The sequence below is a fragment of the Geodermatophilus sp. SYSU D01105 genome (assembly GCF_054050095.1).
In genome coordinates, this window is sequence record NZ_JBJGYR010000008.1 from 74712 (window position 1) to 87631 (window position 12920).

At 75.4% G+C, this 12920-nt stretch carries 10 protein-coding genes; 4 read left to right on the forward strand and 6 right to left on the reverse strand.

Annotated features, from left to right (window positions below; all coding sequences use genetic code 11):
• The first annotated feature begins 52 nt into the window (after positions 1-52).
• On the forward strand, positions 53-3298 hold the full coding sequence (locus tag ACI79I_RS09450) for a BTAD domain-containing putative transcriptional regulator (protein WP_456992063.1): 3246 nt from the start codon (positions 53-55) through the stop codon (positions 3296-3298).
• On the opposite strand, the gene ACI79I_RS09455 is transcribed toward ACI79I_RS09450, so the two are convergent.
• Positions 3299-3982, reverse strand: a complete 684-nt coding sequence (locus tag ACI79I_RS09455; protein ID WP_456992064.1) for a hemerythrin domain-containing protein — start codon at positions 3980-3982, stop codon at positions 3299-3301.
• 155 nt (positions 3983-4137) lie between these two features.
• Here ACI79I_RS09455 and ACI79I_RS09460 point away from each other — a divergent pair, with 155 nt between their 5' ends.
• The 3 genes from ACI79I_RS09460 (at position 4138) to ACI79I_RS09470 (ending at position 6218) form a co-directional block, all read left to right on the forward strand.
• Positions 4138-4317: a hypothetical protein gene (locus tag ACI79I_RS09460; RefSeq protein WP_456992065.1), complete on the forward strand. Its 180-nt coding sequence runs from the start codon at positions 4138-4140 to the stop codon at positions 4315-4317.
• A gap of 115 nt (positions 4318-4432) precedes the next feature.
• Complete coding sequence (locus ACI79I_RS09465) at positions 4433-5068, forward strand: hypothetical protein (protein ID WP_456992066.1); 636 nt, start codon at positions 4433-4435, stop codon at positions 5066-5068.
• 226 nt (positions 5069-5294) lie between these two features.
• Positions 5295-6218: a CPBP family intramembrane glutamic endopeptidase gene (locus tag ACI79I_RS09470; RefSeq protein WP_456992067.1), complete on the forward strand. Its 924-nt coding sequence runs from the start codon at positions 5295-5297 to the stop codon at positions 6216-6218.
• A gap of 296 nt (positions 6219-6514) precedes the next feature.
• Here ACI79I_RS09470 and ACI79I_RS09475 read toward each other — a convergent pair whose 3' ends face one another.
• The 5 genes from ACI79I_RS09475 to ACI79I_RS09495 form a co-directional block, all read right to left on the reverse strand.
• Positions 6515-7402, reverse strand: coding sequence for a right-handed parallel beta-helix repeat-containing protein (locus ACI79I_RS09475; protein WP_456992068.1), 888 nt, complete (start codon positions 7400-7402; stop codon positions 6515-6517).
• Between the two features lie 284 nt (positions 7403-7686).
• Positions 7687-8613 (reverse strand): PGN_0703 family putative restriction endonuclease, encoded by a 927-nt coding sequence (locus ACI79I_RS09480; protein WP_456992069.1) that lies wholly within the window; start codon positions 8611-8613, stop codon positions 7687-7689.
• A complete protein-coding gene (locus tag ACI79I_RS09485; RefSeq protein ID WP_456992070.1) occupies positions 8610-9899 on the reverse strand; it encodes a DUF6884 domain-containing protein in 1290 nt (429 codons plus the stop codon). Before ACI79I_RS09485 ends, ACI79I_RS09480 begins: the two co-directional genes overlap by 4 nt.
• On the reverse strand, positions 9896-11548 hold the full coding sequence (locus ACI79I_RS09490; RefSeq protein ID WP_456992071.1) for an NERD domain-containing protein: 1653 nt from the start codon (positions 11546-11548) through the stop codon (positions 9896-9898). The genes ACI79I_RS09485 and ACI79I_RS09490 overlap by 4 nt, the downstream gene beginning before the upstream one ends.
• A gap of 281 nt (positions 11549-11829) precedes the next feature.
• On the reverse strand, positions 11830-12846 hold the full coding sequence (locus tag ACI79I_RS09495; protein ID WP_456992072.1) for a DUF3048 domain-containing protein: 1017 nt from the start codon (positions 12844-12846) through the stop codon (positions 11830-11832).
• Positions 12847-12920 lie beyond the last annotated feature (74 nt).

Consider the following 12920-nt stretch of genomic DNA (forward strand, 5'->3'; position numbering starts at 1 on the left):
ACCGGCCGGCGTGCCGGGGATCCCGGCCCGGATCGGCTAGGTTCTGCGCGCCATGGCTGCTCCCGCCCCCGAGGTCCCGCCCGCCGACGTCGCGACGGTCACGGTGTCGGTCCTCGGACCGGTGCGGGCCACGGTCGCCGGGCAGCCGGCGCCGCTGGGCGGCCCGCGCCAGCGGTCGGTGCTGGCCCGGCTGGTGCTCGCGGGCGGGCACGTGGTCTCCGCCGACCGGCTGGTCGAGGACCTCTGGGAGGGCGAGCCGCCGCCCAAGGCACTGGCCTCCCTGCAGGTGCACGTCTCCCGGCTCCGCCGGGTCCTCGAACCCGGCGACGGCCGGCGGTCGGGCGCGACGGTCCTGGTCAGCGCGGCGCCGGGCTACCGGCTGCAGCTCCCCCGGGACGCCGTCGACGCCTGGCGGTTCGAGGACCTCGTCGCCCGCGCGCACGCCATCGACGACGTCGCCACCCGGCGGGCGCTGCTGGAGCAGGCGCTGGCCTGCTGGTCCGGCCCCGCCTACGCCGGCTCGGCCGACGCCTCCTGGGCCGCGCCCGAGGTCGCGCGGCTGGAGGAGCTGCGGCTGGTCGCCGTCGAGCTGCGCGCCGACGCCGACCTGGCGCTCGGGCGGGCGGCGACCGTCGTCCCGGAGCTCGAGCGCCACCTGCACGACCACCCTTCTCGCGAGGAGGCCGTGCGGCTGCTCGCCCTGGCGCTCTACCGCAGCGGCCGGCAGGGCGACGCGCTCACCGTGCTGCGCCGCGCCCGCGAGCACCTGGCCGAGGAGCTCGGCATCGACCCCGGCCGCGGGCTGCGCGCGCTGGAGGCGGCCGTGCTCGGGCAGGAGCCGGCGCTGGACCTGCCTGCCCCGCCCGTCCCGCTGCCGGCGACCCCCACCCCCGCTCCCCCGCCCCCGCCGCCGGCGCCGGCGCGGGCCGCCGAGCTGCGGCAGCTGCTCGACCTGGCCGACCAGGGCGCGCGGCTGGTGTGGGTCGCCGGCGAGGCGGGCGCCGGCAAGACCACGCTGGTGGAGGCCGCCGCGGCGCGGCTGCGCGAGGCCGGCTGGCGGGTGGCCGAGGGCCGCTGCCCCGAGGTGGACGGCGCTCCGCCGGCCTGGCCGTGGACGGAGGTCGCCCGCGCGCTCGGCGCCGCCCCGCTGGAGGAGGGCACCGCCTTCTGGCTGGCCCGCGCGGTCGCCGACCGGTTGCGCGCCGCCGCCCGGGAGCAGCCGCTGCTGGTCGTGCTCGACGACGTGCACCGCGCCGACGAGCTCACCCTGCAGCTGCTGCGCCAGGTCGTCGACTCCCTCGCCGGGGAGCCGCTGCTGGTGCTGGCGACCTACCGGGACGCCGAGGCCGGGGAGGCGCTGTCGGTCACCCGCGCGGCGCTCGCCACGGCGGGGGCGCGGCACCTGGAGCTGCGCGGGCTGGACGACGCGGGCGTCGCCGTCCTGGCGCGGCAGTCCGGGCTCGAGGACGCCGGGCCCGCGGAGCTCGCGCTGCTGCGCGAGCGCACCGACGGCAACCCGCTCTACGTCCGCGAGCTGACCCGGTTGCTGGTGGCCGAGGGCCGGGGCGCGGCGCGCACCGCCGTGCCGGCCGGCCTGCGCGACGTGCTGCGCCGCCGGGTGGAGCGGCTGCCGGGGCCGGCGGTGACCGCGCTGCGCCAGGCGGCGGTGCTGGGCCGGGAGGCCGACGTCGACGTGCTGGCGGCGGTGGCCGGGCGCGACGTCGACGAGCTGCTCGACGGCCTGGAGGCCGCGGTGCTCGCCGGGCTGCTCGACGAGCCGGCGCCCGGGCGGGTGCGGTTCACCCACGCCCTGGTGCGCGACGTGCTCTACGAGGACACTCCGCTGCTGCGCCGCGGCCGGGTGCACGCCGCCGCGCTGGCCGTGCTCCGGGATTCCGACGGGGTGGACGCCGCGACGCTGGCGCACCACGCGGTCGCCGCGGCCGGGCCGCGCACCGCCGCCGACGCCGTCCCGTACGTCGCCGCGGCGGCGCGGGAGGCCGGGCGGATGGGAGCGGCGGCGGAGGAGGCGCGGCAGTGGGCCGCGGCGCGGGGACTGCTGGAGCTGGCCGGCCGGCGCGGGACCGCCGACGAGCTGGCCGTGCTGCTGCCGTCGATCCCCGCGCACGCCCGCGCGGGCGACGCGCTGACCGCCCGGGCCCAGCAGCGGGACGCCGTCCGGGCCGCCCGGCGGCTGGGCCGGCGCGACCTGCTGGTCGCCGCGCTGGCCGCGTGGGACGCGCCGCTGGTGTGGACCGTCCGCGACAACGGCGCGCAGGACCCCGAGCTGCTCGACCCGCTGCTCGAGCTGCTGGAGACGCCGACCGGGGACGACCTGCCCGGCGACGTGCGCTGCCGGCTGCTGGTCGCGCTGGTGCGCGAGGTGGAGGGTGTCGACGACGCGCGGACCGCCGCCGCCAGCGCGCAGGCACTCGAGCTGGCCCGCGGGGCCACCGGTCCGGACGCCGCCCGGCTGCTGTGTGCGGCGCTCAACGTGCGGGCCTTCGCGGCGCTGGGCCCGGACCTGGCCGCCGAGCGGGAGCCGCTGGCCCAGGAGCTGCGCGCGGTCGCGGCCGCCGCGGGGTTGACCGACCACCAGGCCGTGGCGCACTGGCTGCTGTTCCTGGCCGCCGCGGCGCGCACCGACCTGGGGGCGGCCCGCCGGCACGTCGACACCGCGGTCGCCCTGGCCGACGCCGGCCAGCTCGGACACGTGCTCGGGGCCCTGCAGATCTTCGACGGCGCGCTGCTGGTGCTGGCCGGCCGGTACGACGAGGGGCAGGCCCGCTACGAGCAGGTGGCGGCGCACCTGGTCGAGACCGGCCAGGTCAACGGCGCGCTGATGGCGCTGGTCGGCCGGTTCTCCGCCGGCTTCGCCCGCGGCAGCTGCGCGCCGTTGGCCGACGAGCTGGCCTGGTTGCACGCCGCGCTGCCCGGGGCGCTCACCGACGCCGTCGTCCTCGGGCTGCTCGACGCGGGGCGGGAGGACGACGCGCGCGCGGCCTGGGCGGCGCGCCGGACGATCAGCCGCGACTACTACTGGCTGGCCACCACGACGCTGCGGGCGCACGCCGCCGCGCGGCTCGGTGACCTCGCGGCGGCGCGGCAGGCGCGCGACGAGCTGCTGCCGTGGGCCGGGCGGATCGCCGGGCTGGACTCCGGCACGCTCGTCGTCGGGCCCGTGGACGACGCGCTGGCCGCGGTCGCCGACGTCCTGGGGGACGCCGCCGCCGCGGCCGTCGCCCGGCGGGGTGCCGAGCGGGTGCGCGCGGAGCTGGCCGCGCAGCTGGCTCTCTGATCAGCTCCCGAAGACGGCTCGCTCGCGGCGGCGGAACGGCGGGACGATCACCGCGAGGACCACCCTGAGCGCCAGGCCGCCGTCGGCCGCGATGGTGGCGCGCTCGGCGTCGGTGGCGACGGCGAGCACTCGCGGGGCCTCGAAGGAGAGCTTGGCCCGCTTGCGGATGCGGGCCTCGACCGCGGCCCAGTCGGCGACCGACATGTACCGCTCGATCACCGGGAAGAGCGCGGCCTCCTCCTCGCCGATGTGCTCGGTGAGGGTGTCGCGCAGCTCGGCGAGCTCGACGGCGATCGCCGTGGCGGTGTCCTCGCCGGGGCGGGCGCGGTAGGCGTCGGCGGCGGCGCGCAGCCGGTGCAGTGCGGGGTCGAGGGCGGCGTGGTCGTCGGACAGCTCGGTGAGGTCGACGTGCGGGCCGGCGGAGGCGGCGAGCACGGGCCAGAGGACCTCGTCCTCGACGCTGTGGTGGTGGTGCACCGAGTCGGCGAAGTCGCGGACGTAGCGGGCGACGGCGTCGGCGCGCTTCCCGTCCGTCGTCGGCGCGGGAGCGAGCCGCTCGGCGAGGTCGGTCAGCCGGTTCGCGTCGCGCAGCATCGCGCGGTGCGCCAGGCGCATGCCCATGACGTCGGGCACCGGGTCGCCGTCGGTGCGGGGCTGGACGCGGATCGGGTCGGTGGTGGCCATCGCGGTTCTCCTCGGGTCGGTGGGCCGTTGCCGAGGACGGTCGCGCGGTCCGCTTACCGGCTCCTTGCAGCGCGCCTGCAAGCGAGCGGTCAGCGCCCGGCCGCGGTGGTCGCCGACCGGGTTCCCCGGACTCCGACGCACCGCGAGGACACGCCATGACCGCCACCGCCCTGCCCGCTCCGCAGTCCCCGGCCACCGCCGTCCTGCACCCCCGCCCGCCGCTCGCCCTCCGCGGGCTGGCCCTGACCGCCGGAGGCGTGCAGTTCGCCGTCCCGGGCACCCCCGTGGTCGGCCTCGGCGTCGCTGCCGCCGGGTGGTGCAGCCGCCGGCCCTGAGAGCCCCGGGTGCGCCCCCGTCCCGCAGGGCCGGGGCGCCGGCCCGCCACCTCGCCGGACCTGGTTCCCGCCGGGGAGTGTGCGGCGCCGCCTCGTCGACGGGTACGGAGCGGGCATGGACGCGCGGACCCTGCTGCTGGGCGACTGGACGCCTCTCGTCAGGGACGGCATCGACGTTCTCCGGCTGGTCGTCCTGGGCGGGGCCGTGGTCTACGCCGTGGACGGGGACTGGGGGTCGGCGGCGCTGCTGGCCGCGCTCGGCGGCATCACGCTCATCGCGCGGCTGGTGAACCTGCCGCGGCTCTACGACCTGTCCCTGACCCTCGGCATGGCACTGCAGGGGTTCGGCGAGACGCTCGGCCTGTACGACGAGTTCGTCCGCTTCGACGATCTGGTGCACTTCACGCTGCCCATGCTCACCGCGCCGGTCATCTACGTCGCCCTCGCCCGGGTGGACGTCGTCCCGGACCCCCGCGACGAGACACACCTGCAGCACTACATCGGCATCGGCGTGGTGACCGCGGCCTTGGGGATCGCCGTGGGAGCGCTGTGGGAGCTGTTCGAGTGGCGGTCGGACGTCTGGTTCGGGACGGACCTGTCCGAGGACAACGACGACACCAACGGCGACCTCTTGCGCGACACGCTCGGCTCGCTCGTCGGCGCCGGGTTGCTGGTCGTGTGGGCGCGGTTCGGCTGGGGGTCGGTGCGGCGCATCCCCGGGGTCAACACCCACGAGGACGTCAGCGCCTGAGCGGGGACCACCCGCGTTCCGATGGCTCGGGTGCCGAGCAGCAGAGGGCAACCGGACGGTCCGAGGGCGGCCGCCCAGGGTGTCCCGCGCCAGGTGGTGCCCGTCCCCGATGCGGTCACGTGGACGGCGCAGTTCCCGAACCCCTTGTCCGCTCAGCACCACCGGTCCACGCTCACCGACGAGGCAGAAGTCGCGTTCCCACGGAGCCTGGCACCAAGGAGCAGTCATGACCCGTGCCGCTCCGTTCCCGGAGGGTGCCGAGCACCGGGGGGACCTCGCCCGACGTCACCCGCTCACCGCCTTCCTGCTGCTGGCGTTCGCCATCGGTGTGCCGGGACTGGTCGTCCCGCTCCTGGTCGGCATCCCGCAGGCGCCGTTCCTGCTGCTGCTGGTCTTCGTCGCCCTGCTCGGCGGTGCACTCCTGGTCACCTGGCTCGCCGACGGCCCGGCCGGCGTGAGGAAGCTGCTGTCCCGGGTGGTGCAGTGGCGGTTCAGCGCCTGGCGCTGGGCGATCATCCTCTTCGGGGTGCCGGTACTGACCGTGGCGCTGGCCGCCGTCTCCGGGACGCTGACCAGTCCCGAACGCGGCTGGGCCGCCGAGATCGGCTGGTACCTGTTCAACACGCTGGTCTTCGGCGCGCTCAGCCTCAACCTGTGGGAGGAGACCGCCTGGGCCGGCTTCGCCCAGTCCCGGTGGATGGCCCGGCACGGCCTCCTGACCGCCTCCCTGATCACCGCGGTCTTCTTCGCGGCCATCCACCTGCCGCTCCAGTTCGCAGGGAACCCCAGCGCCTTCCGGCTGCTCGCCAGCACCGGGTTGCTGTTCCTGACCGCGCTCGTCGCCCGGTACCTGGTCGGCATGCACCTGCTGGACACCGGCGGCAGCATCCTCGCGGTCGGCATCCAGCACGCCTCCTGGAACGCCGCCCAGAAGATCGAGGCGGTGCAGGGCGGCGACTGGTCGTGGCAGATGGTGACCGCCCTCGCGCTGCTCACCGCCCTCCTGGCCGCCGGTCGCCGGATCCACCGGCCGCAGGACCGGCCGATCGGACGGGAAGCCGAGAGGGCCGCCGCGGCACAGTGGGTCGCACCACCGGCTCCCCCGAACCCGGCCGCGACCCACCCTGAGCCGACGACGGGCAGGAGCTGACCTCGCGGATCGGTGCGCGGAGTGCCGCCACGCGCGCCTTCGGTGGGGACGTCGGCCTCGCCACCGTGGGCGCCGTCCACCTCGCCGGCGCTGCGGTGGGGGCCGCCGCTCCGACGCCCGACGGCCTCGGTGTTCTGTCTGGCTGCGGCGGTCGGGAGTTCGTCCAGGCCGTGGCGGACGTCGGAGGGGGCTGGCGCCTCCGATGCGTCATCCCGTGGCGGCTCGCGTGTCGCGAGACGGGAGAGGGGCCCCGGCGGATCGCACGGGGCCCCTCTCGTTCGGTCAGCGGGCGGCGACTACTTCCGCGTGTTGACGAACTTGACGCACTGACCCTGGTTCTTGAAACCGGGGTCGAGGTCCTTCCAGCCGCCGTCCTTGCAGTCGTCCGCGATGAGGGGCGCGACGAACTCCTCGCCGCCGGGGCGCTGGTCCCAGGCGGTCATGCGGTTGTTCGCCACGCTGAGGGCTTCGAGGTCGGTGTAGAGCGCGGGGTCGGTGTTCGCGAACACGACGAAGCCCCACTCGCTGCGCTGCGACGGGTCGCCGGCGCGGTTGCCGCTGAAGGTGAAGCGGGCGTTGTCGATCAGGAAGTCGCCCTTGGTGTCGTACAGCGTGTTGTCGCTGATCGTGCCGCCGCTCCGGGGGTTCAGGTAGGCACCCGAGCGCATCGAGTGGATCGTGTTGCCGGTCGCGGAGAAGCCGGTGATCGAGCCCTGCGTGACGAAGCCCCGGTTGCTCACCCACTTGTCCATCGGCGTCGTCTGTTCCGGACCGTAGATGGTGTTGCCGTCGAGCGTGACGTCGTTGGCGCCGATGTAGACGAACTCGCGGGCGTAGGGCTTGTCACTGGTGATCGTGAGGTCGGACAGCGTGGCCCCCCCACCGGTGATGAGGAACGTGACGTGGGCGGAGGTCTGGGTGACCGTGGCGCCGTCCACGCCGGTGACGGTCACGTCCTTGTTGATCGTGGTCTGGCCGGTGACCGTGAGGTCGCCGCTCACCGTGATGGAGTCGCCGGCCTTCGCCGCGTTCACCGCAGCCTGGATCGTGGTGTGGTCGCAGCCAGTGGCGCAGACCGTCGTCGGCTCGGCGGCTCCGGCCGGGGACACCACACCACCGAGGGCCACGACCCCCGCGGTCAGGCCGGCGGCCAGGAGTGCTGCACGTACGCGCTTCGTCGTCATCTGAGTCCCTGTGTCGAGTGATCGAGTCCGGTGCTCGCAGCCTGCTGCTGCGGCGAGGACGCCCGGACCCGGAGGTGGCGACCGACGTCAGTCGAGCCGGTCCCCCTCGGACGGCGCGGACGCTACCGAGGGCTGTTGCGCCATCACGGACGGCGCGCGGCTTCGGTTCGCGCTCCGGCCACAGCCGTCACACCCATGGCCAGGAGTGGTCGCCCGCGGGTCGCTGCGGTGCCGGGCTGGGTGACGCGGGGATGCGACGGCGACTCCACGCTCAGCGCGCAGCGTCAGCCGCCGAGGTAGCGCTCTCGAAACGCCTGACTCCAGCGCGACACCTCCGGGACGCGGTCGGCCGCCGATGCGAGTTCCTCGTGGCCGGTGAAGCGGACCGTCGTGCGCATGGCACCTCGATCGCGGTCCAGCGCGGTGACGGCACCGCGCGCCGACTGGTCGTCGTCGCGCGCCAGGACGACGGTGACGGCCGCGTCGAAGACCGGAGCCCCGGTCGTCCCGCCACGGCGGATGCTCTCGGTCAGCAGCACGTTGCGCAGCAGCTGCCGGGTCGCGTGTCCGCTCAGCCGCTGGAAGGCGCCGTCCGCCATGCCGAAGTCACGGCAGAAGCGGTCGTACTCCTCGTCCGCTCGAGGGTTCCGGGGGTCGCGGCTGAAGCTGTCGACGTACTTGGTCTCCACGGCGACCAGCAGGCTGCGACCGTCCGCCAGACGGGCGGAGACGACGGCGTCGAAGGCGGAGCGGTCGTCGAGGTGCTCGCGCCGGTCCGGCGCCCACTCGCACTCGATGCCGTCTATCGTCCGCGTGCCGACCCGTACCGGTACCAGCTCGGCGATGTCGACGTCCAGCAGGTCGCTCAGGACATGGACGGCGGCGTCGCGGTGGGCTCGCAGGTGACCGAAGACGCTGAACGCCAGCGGCATCGAGCTCAGCATGTTGGTGAACAGGCGGTCCTTGTCCAGCTGGCCGCCCTCGCGGTGCACCACGTCGCCGGCCCGCGCCTTCGCGTACTCGGCGGCTTCCCGGCTGAGGAAGTTGGACCGCCAGTGATCGGGAGGCAGGTAGTTGCCGAGGAGCCGTCCGCGCCGGTCGGTTCCGGCCGGCAACCGGAGTACGTGCTGCCGGTAGTCGGACTGCCGCTGTCGCTCCCGCCGGGTGACGCGGTTGTCGGAGCGCACGAAGGCCAGGTCGTCCGTGGTCATGCCGTCCCCTTGAGGGCTGACCGCAGCCGGCTGAGGGTCTGTCGCACCGGCGTGCGCTCCACGCCACTGAGGTTCAGCGGTGGATCTGCCCGCAGCAGCAGCTCCTCCTCGCCCGCCGTCACGTCGTCGGACGCCAGAGGGAGGACGCCGACGCGCAGGTGGGCGCGCATCCAGTCGTTGAGCTCCGTCTCCAGTACGACCCGTCCCACCGAAGCCGACAGGCAGGCGGTGAGGGTCAGCCGGAACGTGGAGAAGGCCCGGTTGCCGCCGAGGTGCATCTCGGCGACCCGGGCCCACAGGGTGTTGGTGGACGCCGACCCGTTCCCGCGCAAGCCGCCGGCGCGACCGGCGTAGATCAGCCCCGGAGCGACCCGGTGGCCCAGCCCGGCGGAGATCTCGTGGGCTCCCACCGCGTCGACCCACCAGCTGTAGAGCCCGGGACGGTCGGCGGCCCGGCGCCCGGCGGCGAGGAAGTCGGCGGGCGGGACGGCGTTGCGCTCGTCCAGCAGCGGCGAGACGTCCACCGCGAGTGGCGCGTCGCCCCCCGCCGCCTCCCGCGAGACCGGAACCGGACCACGCGCCTCGCCGTACCAGGCGAGCCGTTCACCCTGACGCAGCCCGGCCAGCGGCTGGTGCAGCGTGCCGCCGGCCGCGGCCAGGGGACCTGCGAGCGGCAGGCAGTACGCCTCGCCCGCGTGCACGTCGACCACCGCACCGCGCAGCTCGTGCCGCTCGGCAAGCTGGGCGACCACCCAGGCGCCCCACGTCGTCCGGTACCGCGCCGGCCGGTCGGCGAGGTAGACGTCGTAGGGCGCGACGACCTCGTCCGGAGCCAGCAGTCCCCACTTGGCGCTGAGCACGTACCACGGCTGGCCAGTGGCCAGCGCGTGCCCGCGGGCCTTGGTGAACGCGGCGCCGGTGAACAGTTCCGCCGCCGGTCGCGCGCTGGTTGCCTTCGAGTTCGAGCAGCCGACCAGGACGACGTCGGCACGTCCCGCGACCGGCGGCTGAACCGTCGGTCGCGGCGGAGACGCCGGAGCGCCGACCGAGGGACGGTGCCTGCGGTACTCCCCGTGGCCGACGCGGTCGAGCAGCGGCCGCCGGTGGCCGAAGGGGTTGCGCGCGTTGCCGGCGTTGGCGGTCGCGTACTGGATGTGCGTGCGCACCGACGACTCCTGGACGTCCGGGCGCTGCCGGATCACCCAGTCCACCAGGCGCTTGCTGCTGAACGGCTCGGGCAGCGTGTCGGCGCCGCGGCGCACGAGATCCCAGATCGTCTCGGTCACGCGACGACGTCCCCACTGGTGAGCCGACGGGCGACGGCCTCGCCACCGACCCGGCGGATCAGCTCCAGGTCGCCGCAGACGACGAGCAGGTCGCGCGCCCGGGACAGCCCGACGTACAACATCTCCCGGGCACGGGCCTCGTCGCGGAAGCCGTTGACCGCCAGGACGACGGCCGGCCGCTCGAGCCCCTTGAAGCCGAGGACGTGCCCGTAGAAGAGGTCGTCGTCCTCCCAGTAGGTGGCCCAGTAGGCGTCCTGGCCGCCGGCCTGCCGCTCCACCTGCACCGGGTGCCGCCGGTGGGTGGTCAGCAGCGCGACCGCCTCCGGAGGCCAGTCCTCCTCCTCGAGCAGCGCGCTGGCCACGCCGTCGGCCACGTCGACCGCGTCCTCGGGGGAGCACTGGACGAAGCGCACCGGCACGCCGGGCAGGCCACGGATCCGCATCTGCTCGGGCGCCAGGCTGGAGAAGGTGCCGGCGATCTGCTTGGTGTTGCGCAGGTTCTCGGTGAGCGGGATCGGCACCAGGTCGACCGAGGGCCGGCCCTGCCGCGCGAACACGCGCTGCCCCTCGTCGGCGAAGACGTAGAGCGACCCCGCCTCCGGGTCGCGCAAGGCCGCGAGCACGGCGTCCCACCAGCTGTCGGCGAAGTCCTGCCCCTCGTCGATGACGATCGCGTCGTAGCGCCGCTCCGGCGCGAGGTCGGCGGCCAGCGACACCATGCGCGCCGGCAGGAACTCCTCCCAGTACCCGCTGTCGTCGTCCGAGCCGGGCGGGACGCCCCACCCGATGCCGAGGTTGTGGAAGGTGCCGACGTAGTCCGGCCGCTGCCGCTTCGGCAGGCCCTCGACCCGGCGCTTCAGGAACTCGGCCAGCCCCCGCGAGTAGCACATGAGCGCCACCCGCCTGCCCTCGGCGGCGAGCCGGCGGGCCTTCTCGACGGCGAGCCAGGTCTTGCCGGAACCGGCCCCACCCCGGATCTCGACCCGCGAGAACGCGGCCAGCATGTCCAGGACCCTGGCCTGGTCCCGGGTGAGCAGGTCGCAGGCGGCCTCCCGCTCGGCGAGCCAGGCCACCAGGTGCTGCTGCGGGATCGCCGTCCCGGCGAGGCAGTCGACGAGGTCCGCGACGTCCTCGGCGGTGGGGGGATCCGGCTCGTCGCGCACCTGCTCCAGCGCCGCGCGGACGCGGGCGGCCGCGTGCGGCACGTCGGTCTTGTCGATCGCCATCCACCGGGCGAGCCCCGGGGCGAGGAAGGCGGCCGGCAGCGTGGTGGCAGGCAGGGCGACGAGGTGGGCCAGGCGCGGGCGGCCGGCGGTCCAGCGGGGGTGCTCGGCGAGGTAGTCGCACAGCAGGTACTTGCAGGCGGTGGCCTGGTCGACCGGGTGGATCTCGCGGTCGACGCCGTCCCCGACCTGGCGCCACACCCCGCCCTGCAGCGACACGCTCCCGCCCTTGACCTCGACGACGGCGACGCCCACACCGGGCCAGGCGACGATCAGGTCGGCCTCGCGGTCCTCGGCACGGTCGCTGAAGCGCACGTTGCAGAAGAGGACGGCGTCGTCGGGCAACTGCTCCCGCAGCGTCTGGACGAAGAGCTGCTCGGACGCCGAGACGAACTGCGGCTCGTCGGGGAAGACGCGCGCCGTCACGGGCTCGTCTCCGCGTCAACGGTCACGACGACTCCTCTGCGCTCTCGGCCGCGCAGCGCGGCGGCCCTTCCGGTGCGGCGTCCGACGGACGATGACACGGGGCCGGCCGGAACCCCGGCGTTTCGGACGCATGGCGTCCGCATCCATCCCACCCGCCCCAGGGCCACCGGTGCCACGCCGTCGGCCACGTCGACCGGACGGAGCCGTCGAGCCGCACGCCCGCGGCGGAGTTGCCGTCGACAGAGCGCCCGACGGGCCCGTCAGCGTCGCCGTCCGCGTGGTCAGCCGGTGGCGACCGCGCCACCGCCGTTGGGGACCAGCTCGATCCACGTGCTCCCGGGCGCCAGCGCCACCGGGTCGCCGCCCGCTCCCGTCAGGCTCACCCGGTCACCGATCCCGGGCTTGGACCAGGTGGCCTCGACCGTGTGCCCGCCGGAGGCGACGAGGGCTCGGCCGGTGCCGGTCAGGATGGTCTCCGGGACGGCGTTGCCCGCCGGGTCCCGGGCCTGGGTCGTGACGACGTCGACGCGCAGCACGACGACGTTGATGGCACCGATCCGCCGACCGTCCGCCTCGACGGCCAGGGTGCTCCCCTCGCTGCGCAGCCAGCGGCCGTCCGCCGCGCTCCACTCCCACCGGGGGTGGCTGACCCCGGACAGCGTGAGATCCAGACCGGCCGCCGGCTGCCCGGCGGCGACGGCGGTGGCTTCTCCAACGGTCGCGGCGTGGTCGAACTGGACGCCGGGTGCGGCGCGGTGGGCGGCGTCGGCCTGGTCGGCGAGGGTCTGCGGCACCGCGTAGACGTTGTGCGGCGCCGCGCGGGTCGAGGTTCGGGAGAAGCCGTCGGCGCCCGTGTCCTGGCTGAGCACCTGCAGTCCCGCGTCCTGAGCCGCGGTGACGTAGGTCTGCACGCCCCCGGAGAACGCGAGCAGTCCGCCGAGCGGTGCGGCGATGGCGGGGTCCATCGGCCGGATCGAGCGCACGGGGCCGACCTCGGGCGGCAGAGTGGAGTGGTAGACGGCGACGAACCGGGTGATCCCGCCCTCGACCACCTGCTCCCACACCACGTCAGCGGCGTCCAGCCCGGTCTGCGGGCGGGCGTCGACGGAGTTCTCGATCTTCACGGCGAGCGCCGGCCGGTCGGGGACCGCGTCGGCCGGGATTCCGGTCAGCGGCCAGGCGGGCCCGGACGGCGGCGCGAGCGCGGAGACGACCGAGTCGAGGAACGGCACCGCCGACAGGTGCTGCCGCAGCGTCGGCCAGGCGACGACGCCGGCCGCCACCAGCACGACGAGCACGGCTGCGCGGAGGACCCGCCTCGGTCCCGCGCGGCGGCGACCCTTCCCCCGGGTCCGCTTCGCCGGCGTGCGCT